Source organism: Burkholderiales bacterium, assembly GCA_036262035.1.
Taxonomy (GTDB): domain Bacteria; phylum Pseudomonadota; class Gammaproteobacteria; order Burkholderiales; family SG8-41; genus JAQGMV01.
The window spans coordinates 167713-189852 of sequence record DATAJS010000010.1 but is presented as its reverse complement, the minus strand read 5'-3'; the positions used below and the strand labels follow the sequence as shown (position 1 = coordinate 189852).

The window sequence follows — 22140 nt, the reverse complement described above, 5'->3', positions numbered from 1 at the left end:
TTGATCTGAAAAAATGGATTCCCGCGTACGCGGGAATGACGGTTCCTACGGAGACGATCATGCGTAACCGTCTCGCCACCGAAACCTCACCCTACCTGCAACAGCACGCGGACAACCCGGTCGACTGGTATCCGTGGGGCGAGGAAGCGCTCGCGCTCTCGCGCGAGCAGGACAAGCCGATCCTGCTCTCGATCGGCTACTCGGCGTGCCACTGGTGTCACGTCATGTCGCACGAGTCGTTCGAGGACGCCGATACCGCGGCCGAGATGAACCGGCTGTTCGTGAACGTCAAGGTCGACCGCGAGGAGCGTCCCGACCTCGACCAGATCTACCAGGCGGTGCACCAGATGCTCGTTCGGCGCGCCGGCGGCTGGCCGCTCACGATGTTCCTCACGCCCGCCGGCACGCCGTTTTTCGCCGGCACCTATTTTCCGAAGACGGCGCGCTACGGCATGCCGGCGTTCAAGGATCTGCTCGCGCGCGTCGCTGGCGCGTGGCAGACGCAGCGCAACGAGATCGAGCGGCAGAGCGCGGCAATCCTCGATGCGCTCGGCCGCGCGGCCGCGACGCAAACCGCGGCGGCGCTCGATCGCGTGCCGATCGACGCGGTCGTCGGCCAGCTCGGGCGCATCTTCGACACGGTCTATGGCGGCATCGGCGACAAGCCGAAGTTTCCCCACCCGTACGAGCTCGCGTTCTGCCTGCGGCGGCACGCGCTCGACGGCGGCACGGTCGCGGGCGAGATCACCAAGCTCACGGCGACCCGGATGGCCGAAGGCGGCCTCTTCGATCACCTCGGCGGCGGCTTCTGCCGCTACAGCACCGATCGCACGTGGACGATCCCGCACTTCGAGAAGATGCTCTACGACAACGGCCCGCTGCTCGCGCTCTACAGCGACGCGTGGGCGGTGTGGCGCGATCCGCTGTTCGCGCAGACGGCGCAGCACACCGCCGACTGGGTGATGCGCGAGATGCAGAGCCCCGAAGGCGGCTACTACTCCTCGCTCGACGCGGACTCCGAAGGCGAGGAAGGCAGGTTCTACGTGTGGACGCGCGAAGAGGTGCAGACGCTCCTCACGGAGGACGAATTCGCCGTGGCGGCGCCGCACTACGGTGTGGACGCCGAGCCCAACTTCGAAGGCCGCCACTGGCATCTCCACGCGGTGAAACCGCTCGAGGAAGTCGCGGGCTCGCTCGGGTTGTCGCGCGAGCGTGCCGCGGAAATTCTCGCCTCGGCGCGCGGGAAGCTGTACGGCGCTCGCGAAGCGCGCGTGCGCCCCGGACGCGACGACAAGGTCCTGACGAGCTGGAACGCGCTGATGATCAAGGGCATGGCGCGCGCCGGCCGCGTGTTCGGCCGTTACGAATGGATTGCGTCGGCGCGGCGCGCCGCCGATTTCCTGCGAGGCACGCTCTGCGAAGGCGGGCGGCTCCTCGCGACGTACAAGGACGGCCGCGCGCACCTCAACGCGTATCTCGACGATTACGCCTTTCTCGTCGACGCGCTGCTCGAGCTCGCCCAGAGCGACTTTCGCGCCGACGATCTCGCATGGGCGCGCGAGCTCGCCGACGTGCTGATCGCCCGGTTCGAAGACACCGCGAACGGCGGCTTCTGGTTCACCAGCCACGATCACGAGAAGCTCATCCAGCGGCCGAAGAGCGCGCACGACGGCGCGACGCCTTCGGGTAACGGTGTCGCGGCGCACGCGCTGCAGCGTTTGGCGCACCTCACGGGTGAGCCGCGCTATCTCGAAGCGGCGCAACGCGCGATCGCCGCCTTCTACGAAGACGCGAACGACGCGCCGAGCGCGCACGTGAGCCTGCTGACCGCGCTGGAAGAGTCGCTCGTCCCGCCGCGCATCGTCGTCGTTCGCGGTGACGAAGAGACCGCCCTCGCATGGCACGCCGCGCTCGCGCAGTCGTACCGTCCCGACACGATGGTCATTGCGATCGGTAATGACGCCGGCACGCTGCCCGCGACGCTGGACCATGCTTCGCCCGCGAGCGGCGCTGCAGCGTGGATCTGCGAAGGCGCGGCGTGTCGCGCGCCGGTGCACGCGCTCGACGACATTCAACAGGCCTTGGGCGCGCAGCGCGCCGGGTAAACCGCAGCGCGGCCGCCGCGTTATCGAGGTGTTCGGAGCGCCGCGGCGCTTCGGTTAGAATTCCACAACTCAACCAGAGGACCCGCCATGAAACGCACCATCCTCGGCTGCGCGCTCGCCGTCGCTGCCGTCGCTGCCGTCGCCGCCCTTCCCGCCTCGGCCAATCAGGAGCTCGCCCAGAAGTCCGGCTGCATGACCTGCCACGGCGTGGACAAGAAAGTGATCGGTCCTTCGTTCAAGGACGTCGCGGCGAAGTACAAAGGCAAAGCCAAGGCCGAAGCCGAGCTCTTCACCAAGGTCAAGCAGGGCGGGAAAGGCAACTGGGGCGACATCCCGATGCCGCCGAACGCACACGTCAAGGACGACGACATCCGCACGCTCGTGAAGTGGGTGCTGTCGCAGAAGTAGGAATCCCCGGCCACGCTCCGCAATATAAATAACTCAAGGGAGGCGCCATGAAGCGCAGAAACGTTCTTACGGTAGCGGTGGCGTTCGCGCTCGCCGCGTTCATCGGGGCCTGCGGCAAGAAGGAAGAGGCGCCCGCGCCCAAGGCCGCCGAAGCGCCGCGGCCGATCGAGGCCGCCACGGTCAAGATCGGCACCGCGTCTCCCCTGACCGGTCCGCAGGCCCACATCGGCATCGACATCAAGAACGGCGTGCAGCTCGGCGTCGACGACGCGAACGCCATGGGTGTCGAGATCGGCGGGCGCAAGGTGAAGTTCGAGCTCCTGGCGGAGGACGACGAAGCCAACCCGACCAAGGCGCAGACCGTCGCGCAGAAGCTCGTCGACGCCAAGGTCGTCGCGGTGGTCGGCCACTTCAACTCGGGCGCGTCGATTCCGGCCTCCAAGGTCTACTCCGACGCCGGCATCCCGCAGATCTCCCCGGGATCGACCAATCCCAAGTACACCCAGCAGGGCTTCAAGACCACCTTCCGCGTCGTCGCCAACGACGACCAGCAGGGCCCGACCCTCGCGAAGTACGCGGCCGAGCACCTGAAAGCGAAGACCGTCGCGATCATCGACGACAGCACCGCCTATGGCCAGGGACTCGCCGACGCGTTCGAGCGCACGATCAAGGAAAGCGGCGCCAAGGTGGTGGCTCACGAGCACACCACCGACAAGGACACCGACTTCAAGGCGATCCTGACCAAGATCAAGGGGGTCAAGCCCGACCTCGTCATGTTCGGCGGCATCGACCCGCAGGCAGGCCCGATGGTCAAGCAGATGGCCGAGCTCGGCATCAAGGCGAAGTTCATCGGCGGCGACGGCATGCAGACGCCCAACTTCATCAAGCTCGCCGGCGCGCCGGCCGAAGGCGTCATGGCCTCGGTCCCCGGCCTGCCGAAGGAGAAGATGCCCGGCGGCGAGGCGTTCCTGAAGAAGTTCAAGGCGAAGTACAACGCCGACGTCGAGCTCTTCGCACCGATGGGCTACGACGCGGTGATGGTCTTCGTCGACGCGATGAAGCGCGCGAACTCGACCGATCCCGCCAAGTTCCTGCCGGAGCTTGCGAAGACGAACTACCAGGGCGTCATCGGCCCGATCGCGTTCGACGACAAAGGCGACCTCAAGAACGGCCCGATCACGATCTACGTCGTGAAAGGCGGCAAGTGGGAGCCGCTCGAGACGATCACGCCGGGAGGCGCGACCGCCACGGCAGCCAGCGCCCCGGCGCCCGCGGCGGACTCAGCCAAGAAGTGACGACGCGTCACCCGCAGCACGAAGACGGCACCCTGGGGGTGCCGTTTTCGCATCCGACGGCCATCCTGTTGATGGCCGTCGTCGCGAGGAGCGCGTCAGCGCGACGTGGCGATCTCGCGGCGCGCGCAACGAAGGCTTCGGGATTGCTTCGTCACTGCCCTTCCTCGCAATGACAGTGGTTGCGAAACCCTAGATGGACATCTTCCTCCAGCAGATCATCAACGGCCTCGTGCTCGGCAGCATCTACGCGCTCGTCGCGCTGGGCTATACGATGGTCTACGGCATCCTCGGGCTCATCAACTTCGCGCACGGCGACATCGTGATGGTCGGCGCGCTGGTCGCGCTCACCGTGGTCAGCGCGCTCGGCGGCAGCGGGCTGCCGCCGGCGGTCGTGCTGCTCGCGGCCATGGGCGCCGCGATGATCGTCTGCATCGCCCTCGGGGTGACGATCGAGCGCGTCGCCTATCGCCCATTGCGGCGCGCGCCGCGGCTGGCGCCGCTCATCACCGCGATCGGCGTGTCGATCCTCGTCCAGTACAGCGCCGCGCTGGTGTGGGGCAAGCAGTACATCTCGCTTCCCACGCTGATCACTCCGAGCGAAGTGGCCGTCGCCGGCGCGGTGTTCACCGACATCCAGGGCTACATCTTCCTGCTCGCGTGCGGCATCATGGCGGCCCTCCTGTTGTTCATCAAGAAGAGCCGCATCGGACGCGCGATGCGCGCGACCGAGCAGAATCCCGACATCGCGGGTCTGATGGGCGTCGACACCAACCGCATCATCGCCTTCACCTTCCTGGTGGGCTCGGCGATCGGCGCGATCGCCGGCGTGATGGTCGTGCTGTACTACGGGCTCGGGCACTACTTCATGGGCTTCATGCTCGGATTGAAAGCGTTCACCGCGGCGGTGCTCGGCGGCATCGGCAACGTCGCCGGTGCGATGCTCGGGGGTCTGCTCCTCGGCATCATCGAGAGCCTCGCGTCGGGCTACATCGGCGACCTCACCGGCGGCGTGCTGGGCAGCAACTACCGCGACATCTTCGCGTTCCTCGTGCTCATCGGCGTGCTGGTGCTGCGGCCGGCGGGGCTGATGGGGCAGCAGGTGTCTGAGAGGGCGTAGAAGTGACGGATGAAGCGGTGACGGAAAGGCCGTGACGGGCAACCTGAAGAAGATCGCGCTGTATTTCGCGATCGCGGCGGTGCTGGTGGCGCTGCCGTTCGCGGTCGACGCGGCGCTGGGGCGCACGTGGGTGCGCATCATCGACGTGGCGCTCCTCTTCGCGATGCTCGCGCTGGGGCTCAACATCGTCGTCGGCTACGCTGGCCTGCTCGACCTCGGCTACATCGCGTTCTTCGCGGTCGGCGCTTACGCCTACGCGCTGCTCGCCTCGCCCCAGTTCGGCCTGCACTGGCCGTTCTTCGCGATCCTGCCCCTCAGCGCGCTGATCGCGGCGTTCTTCGGCGTGATCCTCGGCGCGCCCACGCTGCGGCTGCGCGGAGACTACCTCGCGATCGTCACGCTCGGCTTCGGCGAGATCATCCGCATCTTCCTCAACAATCTCAACCGTCCCTACAACGTAACGAACGGGCCGCAGGGCATCACGCTGATCGATCCGCTGCAGGTGGGCGGCGCGAGCCTCGCCAAGACGCACACGATCGCGGGCCTCACGATCGCGCCCGTGCACAGCTATTACTTCGTCTTCCTGACATGCGCGCTGATCTCGATGTTCATGTCGCGGCGGCTCGAGGATTCGCGCATCGGCCGCGCCTGGGTTGCGATACGCGAGGACGAGCTCGCCGCCGCGGCGATGGGCATCAATACGCGCGACGTGAAGCTCCTCGCGTTCGCGATGGGCGCGACCTTCGGCGGCGTCGCCGGTGCGCTGTTCGCGTCGTTCCAGGGCTTCATCAGTCCCGAAAGCTTCACGCTGCTCGATTCGATCATGGTGCTGTGCATGGTCGTGCTGGGCGGCATGGGCAACGTCGCGGGCGTCGTGCTCGGCGCGGTGCTGCTCACCGCGCTGCCCGAAGCGCTGCGCTACGCGGGGCCGCTCCAGCAATCGTGGCTGGGCGCGGTCTACATCGATCCGTCGGACCTGCGCATGCTGCTCTTCGGCGCGGCGCTGGTGCTCATGATGCTGTTCAGGCCGGCGGGTCTGTGGCCTTCGTCGATCCGGCGCCGCGAGCTCGCGGCGCCGCGCGAGCCCGGCGGGGCGGAAGGCGCCGATGTCGCACGCTGACTCGGCCCTGCTCGAGCTGTCCGGCGTCGGCAAGCGCTTCGGCGGCCTGACCGCCCTCGCCGACGTCTCGCTGCAGATTCGCGCGGGGGACATCTTCGGGCTCATCGGCCCCAATGGCGCGGGCAAGACCACGCTCTTCAACGTCGTCACCGGCGTGTACGCGCCGGACAGCGGCCGCATCGTGTTCGACGGCGCCGCCGTCGGCGGGCTCAAGCCGCACTCGATCGCCCACGCGGGTATCGCGCGCACGTTCCAGAACATCCGCCTCTTCGGCAACATGACCGCGCTGGAGAACGTCATGGTCGGCCGCCATCTGCGCACGCGCGCGGGAGTCATCGGCGCAGTGTTCCGCGGCGCGCGCACGCGCGCGGAGGAAGCGGCGATCGAGCGGCGCGCGCACGAGCTGCTCGACTACTGCGGCGTCGCGCGCCACGCCAACGAGCTCTCGCGCAACCTGCCCTACGGCGATCAGCGCCGGCTCGAGATCGCGCGCGCGCTCGCGACCGAGCCGCGGCTGCTCGCGCTCGACGAGCCCGCGGCCGGCATGAACGCGACCGAGCGCGCGACGCTCACCGGCCTTCTCAACCGCATACGCGCCGACGGGACGACGCTGTTCCTCATCGAGCACGATGTGAAGCTCGTGATGGGTCTGTGCGACCGGGTCGCGGTGCTCGACTACGGCAAACGCATCGCCGAAGGACCCCCGGCCGAAGTGCAGCGCGATCCCGCGGTGATCGAAGCCTATCTCGGCGGAGCGCTCGCGTGAGCGCGAGCGCTGCACCTGCCGGAGGCGCGGTTGCCGAGGGCGCGCCGCTCCTCGCGGTTCGAGGGCTCGCCGTCGCCTACGGCGGCATCGAGGCGGTGCGCGGCATCGACCTCTTCGTGCGCGCCGGCGAGCTCGTCACGCTGATCGGCGCGAACGGCGCCGGCAAGACCACCACGCTCAAGGCGCTGTCGGGCCTGCTCAAGCCGCGCGCCGGCACGGTGACCTACGACGGCCGCGACGTCACCGGCCTGGCCGCGCACCGGCTCGTGCAGCTCGGTCTCGCGCTGGTGCCCGAAGGCCGCGGCGTGTTCGCGCGGCTCACGATCGCGGAGAACCTCGCGATGGGCGCCTACACTCGCCGCGACAGGGCGCTCGCCAACGATTTCGATCGCGCATACACTCTTTTTCCGAGGCTCGCCGAAAGACGAACCCAGCTCGCCGGCACGCTCTCGGGCGGAGAGCAGCAGATGCTCGCGATCGCGCGCGCGCTGATGAGCCGACCGAAGCTGCTGCTCCTCGACGAGCCGTCGATGGGGCTCGCGCCGATCATGGTGCAGAAGATATTCGAGACGATACGCACGATAGCCGCCGAAGGCGTGACCCTGCTGCTCGTCGAGCAGAACGCCAAGCTCGCGCTCGAAGCGTGCAGCCGCGGCTACGTGATGGAGACCGGCGCGATCGCGCTCGAAGACGACGCGCGCGCGCTCCTCGTCAACCCGCAGGTGAGGAAAGCCTATCTCGGTGAGTAAGCTTGCGAGGAGCTGGATCGTTCTGCGGCTACGCCGCGCGTTCGTGCGCGTACGGCAGCGCGGCCTCGACGCGCGGGCGACCGCCTTCATCGCCGGGCTATTGGTCGCCGGTCTCGTGTTCCTCCACCTCCTCGCCGACGATGCGGCCAGCCAGCGCAATGCGGAAGTGCTCGCCCAGCTCGCGGGCGTGAAGCTCACCGACGCGCGCTGGGACGTCGCGGTGCTGCGCGCCAGGGCGAGCGGCGTCGCCGAGCGCGTCGTGCAGGCGCGTGACGTCGCGCGCATCCAGCGCACCCTCGAAGCCGCGTATGCCAACGCGCACAGCAACGCGCTCCGCGCGGGCATCGAGGAGTTGAAGAAGGCGTACGAGGAGAAGGCCGACCTCGTCACGCGCTACCAGCAGGCGAGCGTCGACGCGAAGCACGCGCTCGACGCGGCGATGCGCGCGGACGCCGCGATCGGCACGCTGGTGCGCAACGCCTGGCGCGACTTTACCGATCGCGACCGGCTGGTCGCCGCGGAGAACCTCGTCGCGCGCGTGCTCGCCGAGGCGCAGCAATACCACCACTCGCCGAACACCGCCTCGCGCGCGGCGCTCGAAGGCGCCGCGGTCGATCTGCCGCGTGCGCACTCGCTGCCGCGACCGATAGAGACCGCGCTCGCGCGGCTCGAGAGCGACGTCCACCAGGTCCTGCTGCTCAAACCGCTCGAGCAGATGCTGGGCGACCGGCTGGCGGTACTGAACACCGCGGCGCGCATCGACGAGCTCGCGGAGACCTATCAGCGCCAGCTCGACGACGCGCTGGCGGCGCGCGGCCGCTATCGCACCGCGCTCGCCGCCTACAGCCTCGTGCTGCTGCTCATCGTCGCCATCGCGGCGAGGCGGATCTACCGGCGTTACGTCGTGCTGCAGGCGCTCGCCGCGCGCTCCGCGCCGCCGCGGCCTGCGTCAACCGTGGAAGACGCCGAGCTCGTCGATACGCGCCCGCCCGACGAGCACCACCCCGGCGACGTGCCCAACCTGCGCGTGATCAACCGGCCGTAATCAGCCCACCCAATCCCTGGCCGTCAGGAAGTCGGTGTAAAGGCGCGCCTCGGGCGATCCCGGCTCGGGCTTCCAGTCGTAACGCCACGCCACCTGCGGCGGCATCGACATCAGGATCGACTCGGTGCGGCCGCCCGACTGCAGCCCGAACAGCGTCCCCCGGTCGTAGACGAGGTTGAACTCGACGTAACGCCCGCGGCGATACGCCTGGAAAGCGCGCTCGCGCTCGCCATAGGGCTGGTCGCGCCGCCGCTCGACGATCGGCACGTACGCGGTGAGGAAGCGCTCACCGACGCTCTTCATCATCGCGAAAGCCGAGTCGAAGTCGGGCTCGTGCACGTCGTCGAAGAAGATGCCGCCGATGCCGCGCGGCTCGTTGCGGTGCTTGAGGAAGAAGTACTCGTCGCACCAGCGCTTGTAGCGCGGGTAGCGGTCCTCGCCGAAAGGCGCGAGCGCTTCGGCGCAGGTGCGATGGAAGTGGCGCGCGTCCTCCTCGAAGCCGTAGTACGGCGTGAGGTCCATGCCGCCGCCGAACCACCACACCGGTTCGGCGCCTTCCTTGCCCGCATGGAAGGCGCGCACGTTCATGTGCACGGTGGGCACGTACGGATTGCGCGGATGCAGCACCAGCGATACGCCCATCGCCTGATACGAACGTCCCGCGAGCTCGGGGCGCGAGGCGCTCGCCGAAGGCGGAAGCTGCGTGCCGAAGATGTTGGAATAGCCCACCCCCGCGCGCTCGAACAGCGCGCCGTCTTCGAGGATGCGGGTCACGCCTCCGCCGCCGCCCTTGTCCGCGGGGCGCTGCCACGCGTCACGTTCGAAGGCATGGCCGTCGAGCGCTGCGAGGCGGGCGACGATCGACTCCTGCAGGCCTTCGAGAAACTGCTCGACCGCGGCGAGATCGATCATCGGTCGCGAGCGCGCAGGGTTACTTTGCGCCGTCGGACGGCTTGGCGCTGCGCCTGGCGCGCTTTTCGATGGCGTGATGGCCGATGTCGCGCCGGAACTGCATGCCGTCGAAGCGGATGCGCCCCACCACGTCGTACGCGCGCTTTTGCGCGGTGCGCACGTTGTGCCCGAGCGCGGTCACGCACAGCACGCGGCCGCCGTTCACCACCACGCGATGGCCTTCGAGCCCGGTGCCCGCGTGGAACACGCGATAGTCCTCGCCGGCTTCGGACAGGCCTTCGATGACGTCGCCCTTGCGCGGATTCTCGGGATAGCCGTCGGCGGCGAGCACCACGCCGAGCGCGACGCGCGGATCCCATTCGGCGTCGACGGTGTCGAGCGTGCCGTCGATGGCGTGGTCGAGGAGGGTGACGAGGTCGCTCTTCAGGCGCAGCAGGATGGGCTGGGTCTCGGGGTCGCCCATGCGGCAGTTGAACTCGAGGACCTTCAGCTCCCCGTTCCTGCCGATCATCAGGCCGGCGTAGAGAAAACCGGTGTAGGGAATGCCGTCGGCGCGCATGCCCGCGATCGCGGGATCGATCACTTCGCGCATGACGCGCGCGTGCACCGCGGGCGTCACGACCGGCGCGGGCGAGTACGCGCCCATGCCGCCGGTGTTCGGGCCTTCGTCGTTGTCCTTGAGGCGCTTGTGGTCCTGGCTGCTCGCCAGCGGCAGCGCGTGCTTGCCGTCGGCGATGACGATGAAGCTCGCTTCCTCGCCTTCGAGGCATTCCTCGATGACCACCCGCGCGCCCGCCATCCCCATGCGGTTGTCGACGAGCATCATGTCGACCGCGGCGTGCGCTTCCTCGACGGTCCTGGCCACGACCACGCCCTTGCCCGACGCAAGACCGTCGGCCTTGACGACGATGGGCGCGCCCTGGCGGTCGATGTACTCGTGCGCCGATTGCGCGTCGCTGAACGTCGCGTAAGCCGCCGTCGGTATGCGGTGGCGGATCATGAAGCTCTTGGCGTAATCCTTGGAGCTTTCGAGCTGCGCGGCCTGCTTCACCGGGCCGAAGATGCGCAGGCCCGCCGTGTGGAACGCGTCGACCACGCCCGCCGCGAGCGGCGCCTCGGGCCCGACGACGGTGAGCGCGACGCCCTCGTCCTTCACGAACTCGATCAGCGCGGCGATCGAGGTATGCGGAACGTTGGAAACGCCTTCCTCGGTCGCGGTGCCGGCATTGCCCGGCGCGACGAACACCTTGAAGACGCGCGGGCTCGATGCGAGCTTCCACGCGAGCGCATGCTCGCGTCCACCGGAGCCGATGACGAGTATCTTCATGAAGTGAAGTGTGAAACGTGACATGTGAAACGTGAAACGGCGCGGTGATTCATCGGTTTTTCCTCACGTTTCACGTTTCACTTTTCACGCATTTCCGCTCAATGCCGGAAATGCCTGACGCCGGTGAATACCATGGCGATTCCCTTCTCGTCCGCCGCCGCGATAACCTCCGCGTCGCGCACGCTGCCGCCCGGCTGGATGATCGCACGCGCGCCGGCATCGGCGACGACGTCGACGCCGTCGCGGAACGGAAAGAAGGCGTCCGACGCGACCGCCGAGCCCGCGAGCGCGAGGCCCGCGTTCTGCGCCTTGATCGACGCGATGCGCGCCGAGTCGACGCGGCTCATCTGGCCGGCGCCGACGCCGAGGGTCTTGCCGCCGCCGCAGAACACGATCGCGTTGGACTTCACGAACTTGGCGACCCGCCATGCGAAGAGCAGGTCGGCGAGCTGTTCGGGCGTCGGCGCGAGCCTGGTCACGACCTTGAGCTCGGCTTTGCTCACGTTCAGCGCGTCGGGCGTCTGCACGAGCAAGCCGCCGCCGACGCGCTTGTAGTCGAGCGCATTGCTGCCGGCGTCTTGCGGCAGCGGCACTTCGAGCACCCGCACGTTCTGTTTCGCGCCGAAGACCGAAAGTGCTTGCGCCGAGTACGCCGGCGCGATGACCACTTCGACGAACTGCTGCGCCACCGCCTGCGCGGTCGCTGCGTCGACCTCGCGGTTGAAGGCGATGATGCCGCCGAAGGCCGACGTGGGATCGGTGCTGAAAGCCTTGCGATACGCGTCGAGCGTCGACGCCGCGATCGCGACGCCGCACGGGTTCGCGTGCTTGACGATGACGCACGCGGTCTCGTCGAACGTCCAGACGCACTCCCACGCCGCGTCGGAGTCCGCGATGTTGTTGTACGACAGCTCCTTGCCCTGGAGCTGCCGGTAGCGCGCGAGCGTTCCCGCGGCGGGCGCGGTATCGCGGTAGAACGCGGCCTGCTGGTGCGGGTTCTCGCCGTAGCGCAGGGGCTGCGCGATCTCGAACTGCGCGTTGAGCCTGGCGGGAAAGTGCTGGACGTTCTCGCCGTTCATGTCCCGCGCGGTGAGATAGTTGCTGATCGCGCCGTCGTACGACGCGGTGTGCGAGAACGCTTTCTGCGCGAGCCTGAAGCGCGTCTCGGCGCCGACCGCGCCGCCCGAGGACTCCATCTCCTTGAGGATCGCCGCGTAATCGGCCGGGTCGGTGACGACCGCGACGTGCTGGTAGTTCTTGGCGGCGCTGCGCACCATCGCCGGACCGCCGATGTCGATGTTCTCGATCGCCTCGGCGAGCGTGCAGCCGGGTTTCGCGATGGTCTGCGTGAACGGGTAGAGGTTGACGACGACCAGATCGATCGTCGGGATGTTCGCGCTCGCGATCGCCTCGACGTGCGCGGGCAGGTCGCGCCGCGCGAGGATGCCGCCGTGCACCTTGGGATGCAGCGTCTTGACGCGGCCGTCGAGCATCTCCGGGAAACCGGTGTAGTCGGCGACCTCGGTGACCTCGAGGCCGGCCTCCTGCAGGAGCTTCGCCGTGCCCCCGGTCGAGAGCAGCCTCACCCCGTGCGCCGCGAGGCCCTTCGCAAATTCGACCAGTCCCGCCTTATCCGAGACGCTGAGGAGGGCCTGCTTGATCACTTGAACCTACTTGATCCCGTGCGCCTTCATTTTCTTGCGCAGCGTGTTGCGGTTGATGCCGAGCATTTGCGCGGCGTGAGTCTGGTTGCCCTGCACGCGGTGCAGGACCGACTCGAGCAACGGCTTCTCGACGCAGTTGATCACCATGTCGTAGACGCCGCAGGCGCGCTCCCCGTCCAGATCCCTGAAATAGACGTCTATGGCCCTGCGTACGACGCGGGCCATTTCGTTCTCGTTGATCATGCTGCGAGTTCCTCGATGTACTGCAGGCGCCGGCCGCGCCCCGCGAGCTCGTCGAAGAACTCGTCGACCGCCCGGAGCTGCTCGGCGCAAGTTTGTAGCTGGTTCATGGCAAAGCGGAAGGACGCCGATCCGGCGAGGCCCTTCGTGTACCACGAGATGTGTTTGCGGGCGACGCGCACGCCGGTCTGCTCGCCATAGAAGCCGTAGAGATCGTTGAGATGCGCGACGAGCACGCGGTGGATCTCGTCCACTTCCGGCGGCGGCAGATGCGCGCCCGTCGCGAGAAAGTGCATGATCTCGCGGAACATCCAGGGACGGCCCTGGGCGGCGCGGCCGATCATCACGGCGTCGGCGCCGGTGTACTCGAGCACGTGCTTGACGCGCTCGGGCGTCGTGATGTCGCCGTTCGCGATCACCGGGATGGAGATCGCGGCCTTCACGTCGCGGATGGTGTCGTACTCGGCCTCGCCGGTGTAGGCGTCGGCGCGCGTGCGGCCGTGGATCGCGAGCGCCCTGATGCCGCTGCGCTCGGCGATCTTCGCGACGGTCACCGCGTTCTTGTTGCTGCGGTCCCAGCCGGTGCGGATCTTGAGCGTCACCGGCACATCGACCGCGCCGACGACCGCTTCGAGGATGCGCGTGACGAGCGGCTCGTCCTTCAACAGCGCCGAGCCCGCCATGACGTTGCACACCTTCTTCGCCGGGCAGCCCATGTTGATGTCGATGATCTGCGCGCCCTGATCGACGTTGTACTTCGCCGCCTCGGCGAGCATCTGCGGATCGGCGCCCGCGATCTGCACCGAGATCGGGTCGACCTCGCCTTCGTGATTGGCGCGGCGTTTGGTCTTCTCCGAGCCCCACAGAAGCGAATTGCTCGCGACCATCTCGGACACCGCCATGCCCGCGCCCATGGTCTTGCACAGCTGACGGAACGGTCTATCGGTCACACCCGCCATGGGCGCGACGATGAGATTGTTCTTGAGCTTGTACGGACCGATCTGCACGGATGCGTTGACGCGAGGGAAGGGCGTCATTGTAATCGGAGGCCGCGAGCAAAGAAAAGAGAAATAGCCCGCTCGGCAGAGTGAAAGAGCGGATGATGCAAAGGTACTTGACGCAGGACGAAACGGGCTGCGCGGAGTCTGCGTTAAGTGCTTATCTCTGCGCGCAGAGTTCACGCAGCTTCGCAGCGTGCGATTCAACCTCGCGAACCGAAAATCATACGACGGGCGACGAAATCCTTGAGCGGCGGCAAGTTGTCGAGCAACGCGAGGCCCGCGCCTCGCGCGTGCGCGAGCGGCGCGAAATCGTTCGAGAAGATTCTCACCAGCGCATCGGTGAATGCGATGCCGCCGGTGCGATCGAGACGGCGCCGCGCGGCATAAGCCTGGGGCAGATCGGGCGACGATGCGCCGCGGCGCGCGGTCTCGCTCGCGAGCTCCCACGCATCCCGCAATCCGAGATTGAAGCCCTGCCCCGCGACCGGGTGCAGCGCCTGCGCCGCGTTGCCGATGAGGACTGCGCGGCCGCATGCCACGCGCTCGGCGACGCGGAGCACGAGATGCTGCGCCGCACGCGCGCTCGCGGTGAGGAAGCGTCCCGCACGCTCGCCGAAGCGTTCCTGCAGCCGCGCGATGAACTCCGCTTGCGTGGCGCTCACGAGATCGGCCGCGGTCGCGTGCGCCACGGTCCAAACGACCGCATAAGCGTCGCCGGACGGCAACAGTGCGAGCGGTCCTTCGGGCGTGAAGCGCTCGTACGCGATGTTGCGATGGGGACCGTCGATCGTGACCACCGCGGTGACCGCGGCCTGGCCGTAATCGGTCGTGCGCACCTCGACCTCGGCGGCGGCCGCGCTGCCGTCGGCGACCGCGACGAGCGCGGCGATGCAATCCGCGCTGCCGGCGCCGTCGTCGTAGACGACTCGGGCGGAGCGCGGATCGTGCGCGATCGACGCCACGCGCGCGCCGCGAATCACTTCGATGCCGGCGCGTTTCAGCGCGGCATCGAACGCGCCGACCACGCCGGCGTAATCGGTCACGTAGCCGAGCGCGGGCAGCGACGCTTGGTCCGCGTCGAGGACGGTGCGGCCGAAGCGCCCGCGTTGCGAGATGTGTATGCGGCGGATCGGCGTGGCGTCGGCCAGGCTCTCCCAGACGCCGAGACGCTCGAGGATGAGACGGCTGCCGTGGGAGAGCGCCAGCGGCCGCCGCGTCGTCACGTTAGAGGACGCTTCGCGCGCTTCGAGCAGCAGGGCCTGTATGCCCGAAGCGTGCAGCGCGAGCGCGAGCGCGGCGCCGACAGGGCCGCCGCCGACGATCGCGACTTCGCAGGTGCGGCTCGCAGTCATGCGCGCCCTAGCCGCGCATCAGCGCTTCGATGTCCGCGACGCTCTTCGGCGCCGCGGTCGTAAGGATCTCGCAGCCGTTCGCGGTGACGAGGGCGTCGTCCTCGATGCGCACGCCGATGCCCGCATAGTGCGCCGGCACGTCGGCGCCGGGGCGTATGTAACAGCCGGGCTCGACCGTGAGCACCATGCCGGGGGTCAGCTCGCGCCATTCGCCGGCGCGCTTGTAGTCGCCGGCGTCGTGCACGTCGAGACCGAGCCAGTGGCCGGTGCGGTGCATGTAGAACTTGCGGTAGCTCTCGGTCTCGAGCACCTGGTCGAGCGAGCCTTCGACGAGCTTCATGTCGATGAAGCCCTGCGCGAGCACGCGCACCGCGGCGTCGTGCGCGGCGTTCCAGCGCGCGCCGGGCTTCACGTGGGCGATCGCCGCGGCCTGCGCCGCGAGCACGAGCTCGTAGACCTCGCGCTGCGGGCCGCTGAAGCGCCCGTTCACCGGAAAAGTGCGCGTGATATCCGACGCATAGCCGTCGAGCTCGCAGCCTGCGTCGATCAGCAGCAGGTCGCCGTCCTTCAGCGTGTCGGAATTCTCGACGTAGTGCAGCACGCACGCGTGCTCGCCCGATGCGACGATCGGCGTGTACGCGGGGGCCTGCGCGCCGTGGCGGCGGAACTCGTGCAGGAGCTCGGCTTCGATCGCGTACTCACCGACGCCGGGCTTCGCGGCCACCATCGCACGGCGGTGGGCGCCGGTCGAGATTTCGGCCGCGCGGCGCATCAGCGCGATCTCGTGCGCGTCCTTGAGGAGCCTCATCTCGTCGAGCTGCACGTGCACGTCCGCGATCGTCTCCGGCGCGGTGACGCCCGCGCGGGCGCGGCCGCGCACGTCGTTCATCCAGCGCATCACGCGCTCGTCCCAGGCCGAATCGGCGCCGAGATGACAGTAGAGCGCCGGCTGGTTCGACAGAAGCTGCGGCACGAGCTCGTCGAGCTTCGCGACGCTGTGGGCTTCGTCGAAGCCGAACGCCGCTTTCGCGCCCTCGGGCCCGTATCGGAAACCGTCCCACACTTCGCGCTCGGGGTCCTTGTCGCGGCAGAACAGCACCGAGCGCGGCGCGCCGTCGTCGGCGATCACGACGAGCACCGCTTCGGGCTCGGGAAAACCGGTGAGGTAATAGAAATAGCTGTCGAAGCGGAAGGGGTAATGGGCGTCGCGGTTGCGCGGGCGCTCGGGCGCGGTCGGCACGATCGCGATGCCGCGCTTCATGCCGGCAGCGAGCCGCGCGCGGCGCGCGGCGTAGGGCGATGCGTCGAATCCGGCGCTCATGGCGTTCCGTGCGCCCGTGCTTGCGCCGCCGCCGGTTCGAGCATCGTCTCGAGCGCGTACAGCCGCTCCGGGGTGCCGATGTCCGACCATGCGCCGCCGTGCGTCTCGCCGGTGACGCGGCGCGCGTCGATCTGCGGGCGCAGCAGGGTCGCGAGCTGCGCGCGCGTATGCGGCGCCACGGACCCGAAGAATTCCGGTCGATACGCGCCGACGCCGCTGAAGGTGTACATGGGAGCGCCTGTGTTGAGCACGCGGCAGCCGTCGAGCGCGAAATCGCCTTTCGGGTGATGCGGCGGATTGTTCACGAGCACCAGATGGGCGAGCGGCGCCGCGGGCGTCTGCAGCACGCCGGCCAGCCGTCGAAAATCGAAATCACAATAGATGTCGCCGTTGACGACGATGAACGGCTCGGTGCCGAGCAAAGGCAGTGCCGTGGCGATGCCGCCCGCGGTCTCGAGCGGCTCGGCTTCGCGCGAATACCGGATCGAGACGTCCCAGCGGCGCCCGTCGCCCAGACCCTGCTCGATCACCTGGCCGAAGTGCGAGACGTTGATGACGAGATCGCGAAAGCCCGCGCGCGCGAGCGCTTCGATCGTCCACACGATGATCGGCTTGCCCGCCGCTTCGAGCATCGGTTTGGGCTTGGCGTCGGTGAGCGGGCGCATGCGCTCGCCGCGGCCCGCCGCGAGGATCATCGCTTTCAAAACGTATACGCGACCTTGGGGTCGCGGGTCTCTATGGCGTCGAGCAGGGTGACGAGCTCCTGAAGCTCGGCGTAACGCTCGGCGACGTCGCGCGCATAGCGCAGGAAGCGCGGCGCGTCGTCGAGATAGCCCGGCTTGCCGTCGCGGTAGCGGATGCGTGCGAAGATGCCGAGCACCTTGATGTGGCGCTGCAGCCCCATCCATTCGAAATCGCGATAGAACGCCGCGAAATCGGCGTTCACCGGCAGCCCGGCGCGCTTCGCGCGCTCCCAATAGCGCACGGTCCAGTCCAGCACGCGCTCTTCGGCCCACGACAGGAAGGCGTCGCGGAAGAGCGACACGACGTCGTAAGTGATCGGCCCGTACACCGCGTCCTGGAAATCGATTACACCGGGATTCGGGGTCGACAACATGAGGTTGCGCGGCATGTAGTCGCGGTGCACGTACACCTGCGGCTGCGCGAGCGCGGCGTCGACGAGCCTGCCGAACACGCGGTCGAGCAGCGCACGCGCGGCGCCTTCGGGAACCCGGCCGAGATGGCGTCCGAGATACCACTCCGGAAACAGCTCGAGCTCACGCGCGAGCAGCGCGCGATCGTACTGCGGCAGCACCCCCGGCCGGCTCGCGAGCTGCCAGCTGATCAGCGTGTCGATGGCGTCGCCGAAGAGCGCGTCGGCGTTGCTCTCGTCGATCGCGCGAAGGTAGGTCGTCGTGCCCAGGTCGGTGAGCAGCAGGTAGCCGCGCCCGAGGTCCTGCGCGAGCACCTCGGGTACGTGCATGCCCGCATCGAGCATGAGCCCGGCGACCTTGACGAAGGGCGTGCAATCCTCCCGCTCGGGCGGGGCGTCCATCGCGATCCACGTCGAGCCGTTCGCGCGGACCCTGAAATAGCGGCGAAAGCTCGCGTCCTCCGACGCGCGCTCCAGGGTTGCGTCGCCGGCGCCGAGAGCTGCGCGCACCCAGCGGGTGAGCTCGTCCAAACGCACGTCGACACTCGGACTTGCAGCGGTCAACGCGAAATTGCCTTCGGGAGTGAATTGTGCGATTTTAGCACCCCTCACGCTTGCCCCCGATGCACAGAATACCGATAAGGCGCATCACGTACGCCGTGCTCTGCGCCGCGCCGATCGCGAGCTTTGCGGCGGAGGATGGCATCGCCCTCAAGCCTCAGCGCTCGCTGCTTTCCCTTCCTGCGGAGCGCGACGAACCGATCCCCGTGTTCGTCGAAGCCGATCGCGTCCAGGGCACCGGCGAGAAGGAAGTGCAGGCCGAAGGCAACGTGGTGCTGCGGCGCTCCGGCCAGGCAGTCTTCGCGGACCGGGTCCATTACAACGCGGAGAAAGAGGAAGTCGACGCGAGCGGCGGCGTGCGGCTCGAGCACCAGCGCGACGTGCTCGAAGGCGACCGCATGAAGCTCAACCTGGGCACCGAGCGCGGCTTCATCGACAAGCCCAGCTTCCTCTTCACGCCGGTGCCCCGCACGCCCGCCACGCCGGCGGTGCCGGGCATGCCCGCGCTCACGCGCGCGCTGCCGTCGGAGTTCGACCGGCGCAGCAAGCCCCAGGAGCCGCCCGAATCGCGCGGCGACGCCGAGCGGCTGATCTTCGAAGGTCCCGACCGCTATCGTCTGGAGAAGGCGAGCTACACCACGTGCGGCCCGGGCAACGACGACTGGTTCCTGAAGGCGAACGTGCTCGACGTCGACCGCAACCGCGATCTCGGCATCGCGCACGGCGCCTCCATCGTCTTTCTCGACAAGACGATCTTCTACACGCCGTACATCTCGTTCTCGCTGCACCAGCAGCGAAAGTCCGGTTTCCTGACGCCGCACTACGGCACCGCGTCGACGACCGGCACCGAGATCACCGTGCCGTATTACTGGAACATCGCGCCGAACATGGACATGACGCTGTACCCGCGCGTGATGACCAAGCGCGGGCTGCAGCTCGGCTCCGAGTTCCGCTATCTCCAGCCCAATTACAACGGCACCGCACGCATCGAGGCGCTGCCCAACGACGCGCAGTTGAGCCGCGAGCGCTGGGGGGTGTTCACCAAGCACGCCCAGGAATTCGGCAACGGCTGGAGCGGCGCTTTCAACTTCAACCGGGTCTCGGACAATACCTATTTCACCGACCTGTCGACGCTGGTCGCGGTCACGTCGCGCACCACGCTGCCGACCGAAGGCGTGCTCGCCAAGACCGGCGACTGGGGCGACGGCAATTACACCTTCTCGGCGCTCGCGCAGCGCTGGCAGACGCTGCAGACCGATCCGCAGGCGATCCTCGTCCCGCCGTACAACCGTCTGCCCCAGCTCACGCTGAGCGGCTACCGCCGCGACCTGCTCAAGACCGACCTCGACGTGCTGACGAGCTACACCGGCTTCCGGCACGAGAGCCTGCCGAGCGGCAAGCGCATGCTCGCGTATCCGAGCCTGTCGCTGCCGCTGCAGACCTCATGGTGGTATTTCACGCCCAAGGTCGGCATGCACATGACGCGCTACCTCATCGACGAGAACACGCTCGGCTTCGAGGACCGGACGCGCACGCTGCCGATCGTGACGGCCGACACCGGCCTCACTTTCGAACGCAACACCAAGTTCATCGGGCAGTCGTTCATCCAGACACTGGAGCCCAAGCTCTATTACGTCTACATCCCGTTCCGCGACCAGAGCCGCATCCCCAATTTCGAGAGCGGCCTGCAGGACATCAGCTTCGCCTCGATCTTCAGCGAAAACCAGTTCAGCGGACACGACCGCATCAACGACGCCAACCAGGTCACCGTGGGCGTCACGTCGCGCCTGATCCATCCCGACTCCGGCGTGGAGCGCCTGCGCCTCGCGCTTGCCCAGCGCTATTATTTCAGCGAGCAGCGCGTGACCCTGCCCGGCGTCGCGCCCCGTCCCGATCATTCGGCGAGCTCGGACCTGCTCGCCGCGCTGTCCGGCACGATCCTGCCGAACTGGCGGGCCGAGGTCGGGTACCAGTACAACACCGACCAGAGCTCGACCCAGAAAGCGAACGTCGCGACACGCTACCAGCCCGGCCCCGGCAAGGTGCTGAACCTCGCCTACCGCCACACCGCGGGGCTCATCGGGCAGACCGATGTGTCCTTCCAGTGGCCGGTGGCCGGCAACTGGACCCTCGTCGGGCGCTGGAACTATTCGACGCGCGACAGCCGCACCCTGGAAGCACTCGGCGGGGTGGAATACGACGGCGGTTGCTGGGCGTTCCGGGCCGTCGGCCACCGCTTCGCCACCGCGCTCAACGCGGTCAGCACCTCGTTCTTCGTGCAGCTCGAATTGAACGGGGTGTCGCGGATCGGCTCCAATCCGATGGACGTCCTGCGGCGGAACGTGGGCGGGTATACTCGCGTCGACCCGCGCTCGCCCCGCACGGACGATTACTACGTGCCGGATCGTTGAGCCGGTCCCTTTAGTTCCTGGTCCTTTCCATGAGCATTCTCACGCGCGGTCACGCGCTCCTCACCTTTGCGCTTGCCGTGCTCGCGGCGGGCGGTCTCGCGTCCGGCGGCGCCTTCGCACAGGGTCTCAAGGCCCCGGGCGAAAAGCCTGCGCTCGACAGCCTTCGCGTCGACAGGCCCGTCGCCGATAAGCCGCTCGCCGATAAACCGGTTGCGGACAAACCGGTTGCCGACAAGCCGGCGGCGGACAAGCCTGCTGCGGACAAGCCCGTGACGGCCAGGCCCGCGGCGCGGCCGGCAGGGCGCCAGCCGGTCGTGCTCGACCGCATCGTCGCTATCGTCAACGACGAAGCGATCACCGCGCGCGAGCTCGACGAGCGCGCCCGGATCGCGATGAAGCAGCTCGCCTCCTCGGGCACGACCGCGCCGCCGAAAGCGGTGATCGAGCGCCAGCTCCTCGAGCGCATGATCGGCGACCGAGTGCAGGTGCAGTTCGCGAAGGAAAGCGGGCTGCGCGTCGACGATGCCGATCTGGAGCGCGCGATCGGCCGCATCGCCGAGCAGAACAAGATCTCGATGGACACGCTGCGCGCGACGCTCGAGCGCGACGGCGTGCCCTACGGCAAGTTCCGCGAAGACATCCGCGCCGAGATCATCATGGCGCGCCTGCGCGAGCGCGAAGTCGAGAACAAGATCGTCGTCACCGAGAGCGAGATCGACGCGCTGCTCGCCTCCGAGCAGGCGAGCGGCGCCTCCAACGACGAGCTCAACCTCTCGCACATCCTGGTCGTCGTGCCGGAGAACGCGAGCCCCGAGCAGGTGCAGTCTCGACGCGCGCGCGCGGAGCAGGCCCTGGCCGAGCTCGCCAAAGGAACCGACTTCAAGCAGATCGCGGCGTCGTATTCCGAAGCGCCCGACGCGCTGTCGGGCGGCGCCATGGGCTGGCGCTCGGCCGATCGGCTGCCGACCATCTTCTACGACGCCGTGAAGTCGATGAAGCCCGGCGAGACCAGCGCCGTGCTGCGCAGCGCGAACGGTTTCCACATCGTCCGCCTCAACGATCGGCGCAGCACCGCGCCGCAGGGCGCGCCGCCGGCGAGCGTCGAGCAGACGCACGCGCGGCACATCCTCATCAAGACCAACGAGCTCGTCTCCGAGACCGAAGCGCGCAACCGCCTGCTGGTGCTCAAGGAACGGCTGGAGAACAAGGCCGATTTCGCCGAGCTCGCGCGCGTGCACTCGGAAGACGCGAGCGCTTCGCGCGGCGGCGATCTCGGCTGGATATTGCCCGGCGACACCGTGCCGGAGTTCGAGCGCGCGATGAACGCGCTCAAGATCGGCCAGATCAGCGAGCCCATCCGCTCGCCGTTCGGCATGCACCTGATCCAGGTCCTCGAGCGCGGCAACCAGGACGTCTCCAAGGAACGGCGCCGCCTCGCCGCGCGGCAGACGCTGCGCGCGCGCAAGTCGGACGAGGCGTACCAGGAATGGGTGCGGCAGCTCAGGGATCGGGCATACGTCGAAGTGCGACTGGACGATCGCTAGCGCGATCGAAGTGTTAAGTGTTTAGTGAAAGGCTTCTAGGCTGACCCAC

The 22140-nt window shown here is 68.1% G+C and carries 19 protein-coding genes; 10 read left to right on the top strand and 9 right to left on the bottom strand.

Translation table 11 applies throughout. The annotated features are described in order from the left end of the window. Positions 1–59 precede the first annotated feature (59 nt). The 8 genes from VHP37_08835 (at position 60) to VHP37_08800 (ending at position 8605) form a co-directional block, all read left to right on the top strand. Entirely contained in the window at positions 60–2105 is a 2046-nt protein-coding gene (locus VHP37_08835) for a thioredoxin domain-containing protein (protein ID HEX2826437.1), read from the top strand. Between the two features lie 87 nt (positions 2106–2192). After that, positions 2193–2513: a c-type cytochrome gene (locus VHP37_08830; protein HEX2826436.1), complete on the top strand. Its 321-nt coding sequence runs from the start codon at positions 2193–2195 to the stop codon at positions 2511–2513. Between the two features lie 47 nt (positions 2514–2560). Further along, positions 2561–3808: a branched-chain amino acid ABC transporter substrate-binding protein gene (locus VHP37_08825; GenBank protein ID HEX2826435.1), complete on the top strand. Its 1248-nt coding sequence runs from the start codon at positions 2561–2563 to the stop codon at positions 3806–3808. 193 nt (positions 3809–4001) lie between these two features. After that, complete coding sequence (locus VHP37_08820) at positions 4002–4925, top strand: branched-chain amino acid ABC transporter permease (GenBank protein ID HEX2826434.1); 924 nt, start codon at positions 4002–4004, stop codon at positions 4923–4925. Between the two features lie 58 nt (positions 4926–4983). Continuing rightward, complete coding sequence (locus tag VHP37_08815; GenBank protein HEX2826433.1) at positions 4984–6045, top strand: ABC transporter ATP-binding protein; 1062 nt, start codon at positions 4984–4986, stop codon at positions 6043–6045. Further along, a complete protein-coding gene (locus tag VHP37_08810) occupies positions 6032–6811 on the top strand; it encodes an ABC transporter ATP-binding protein (GenBank protein ID HEX2826432.1) in 780 nt (259 codons plus the stop codon). Before VHP37_08815 ends, VHP37_08810 begins: the two co-directional genes overlap by 14 nt. Next, positions 6808–7560 (top strand): ABC transporter ATP-binding protein, encoded by a 753-nt coding sequence (locus VHP37_08805; GenBank protein HEX2826431.1) that lies wholly within the window; start codon positions 6808–6810, stop codon positions 7558–7560. Before VHP37_08810 ends, VHP37_08805 begins: the two co-directional genes overlap by 4 nt. Then, complete coding sequence (locus tag VHP37_08800; protein HEX2826430.1) at positions 7553–8605, top strand: DAHL domain-containing protein; 1053 nt, start codon at positions 7553–7555, stop codon at positions 8603–8605. The genes VHP37_08805 and VHP37_08800 overlap by 8 nt, the downstream gene beginning before the upstream one ends. Here the strand turns inward: VHP37_08800 and hemF are convergent, their stop codons facing one another. The 9 genes from hemF to VHP37_08755 all read right to left on the bottom strand — a co-directional run bounded on the left by hemF (position 8606) and on the right by VHP37_08755 (position 18106). After that, positions 8606–9517 carry an oxygen-dependent coproporphyrinogen oxidase gene (hemF, locus tag VHP37_08795; protein ID HEX2826429.1) on the bottom strand — a complete coding sequence of 304 codons (912 nt, stop codon included), beginning with the start codon at positions 9515–9517 and terminating at the stop codon, positions 8606–8608. It abuts the gene before it with no gap. Between the two features lie 19 nt (positions 9518–9536). After that, on the bottom strand, positions 9537–10844 hold the full coding sequence (gene purD / locus VHP37_08790; protein ID HEX2826428.1) for a phosphoribosylamine--glycine ligase: 1308 nt from the start codon (positions 10842–10844) through the stop codon (positions 9537–9539). Positions 10845–10942: 98 nt separating this feature from the next. Continuing rightward, entirely contained in the window at positions 10943–12508 is a 1566-nt protein-coding gene (purH, locus tag VHP37_08785) for a bifunctional phosphoribosylaminoimidazolecarboxamide formyltransferase/IMP cyclohydrolase (protein ID HEX2826427.1), read from the bottom strand. A 6-nt stretch (positions 12509–12514) separates the two neighbouring features. Further along, positions 12515–12748, bottom strand: coding sequence for a helix-turn-helix domain-containing protein (locus VHP37_08780; GenBank protein ID HEX2826426.1), 234 nt, complete (start codon positions 12746–12748; stop codon positions 12515–12517). Beyond that, positions 12748–13755: a tRNA dihydrouridine synthase DusB gene (gene dusB / locus VHP37_08775; protein HEX2826425.1), complete on the bottom strand. Its 1008-nt coding sequence runs from the start codon at positions 13753–13755 to the stop codon at positions 12748–12750. The genes VHP37_08780 and dusB overlap by 1 nt, the downstream gene beginning before the upstream one ends. Before the next feature lie 194 nt (positions 13756–13949). Further along, positions 13950–15101 carry an FAD-dependent monooxygenase gene (locus tag VHP37_08770; GenBank protein ID HEX2826424.1) on the bottom strand — a complete coding sequence of 384 codons (1152 nt, stop codon included), beginning with the start codon at positions 15099–15101 and terminating at the stop codon, positions 13950–13952. A 7-nt stretch (positions 15102–15108) separates the two neighbouring features. After that, positions 15109–16422: a Xaa-Pro aminopeptidase gene (pepP, locus tag VHP37_08765; protein ID HEX2826423.1), complete on the bottom strand. Its 1314-nt coding sequence runs from the start codon at positions 16420–16422 to the stop codon at positions 15109–15111. Further along, on the bottom strand, positions 16419–17126 hold the full coding sequence (locus VHP37_08760) for a nucleotidyltransferase family protein (protein ID HEX2826422.1): 708 nt from the start codon (positions 17124–17126) through the stop codon (positions 16419–16421). Before VHP37_08760 ends, pepP begins: the two co-directional genes overlap by 4 nt. Then, the gene (locus VHP37_08755) at positions 17123–18106 is read right to left on the bottom strand and encodes a phosphotransferase (GenBank protein HEX2826421.1); all 984 of its coding nucleotides are present in this window, start codon (positions 18104–18106) and stop codon (positions 17123–17125) included. Before VHP37_08755 ends, VHP37_08760 begins: the two co-directional genes overlap by 4 nt. Positions 18107–18198: 92 nt before the next feature. Here VHP37_08755 and VHP37_08750 point away from each other — a divergent pair, with 92 nt between their 5' ends. Both VHP37_08750 and VHP37_08745 read left to right on the top strand, forming a co-directional pair. Further along, the gene (locus tag VHP37_08750) at positions 18199–20547 is read left to right on the top strand and encodes an LPS-assembly protein LptD (protein ID HEX2826420.1); all 2349 of its coding nucleotides are present in this window, start codon (positions 18199–18201) and stop codon (positions 20545–20547) included. A gap of 29 nt (positions 20548–20576) precedes the next feature. Then, on the top strand, positions 20577–22091 hold the full coding sequence (locus VHP37_08745; GenBank protein HEX2826419.1) for a peptidylprolyl isomerase: 1515 nt from the start codon (positions 20577–20579) through the stop codon (positions 22089–22091). The last annotated feature ends 49 nt before the right edge of the window (positions 22092–22140 follow it).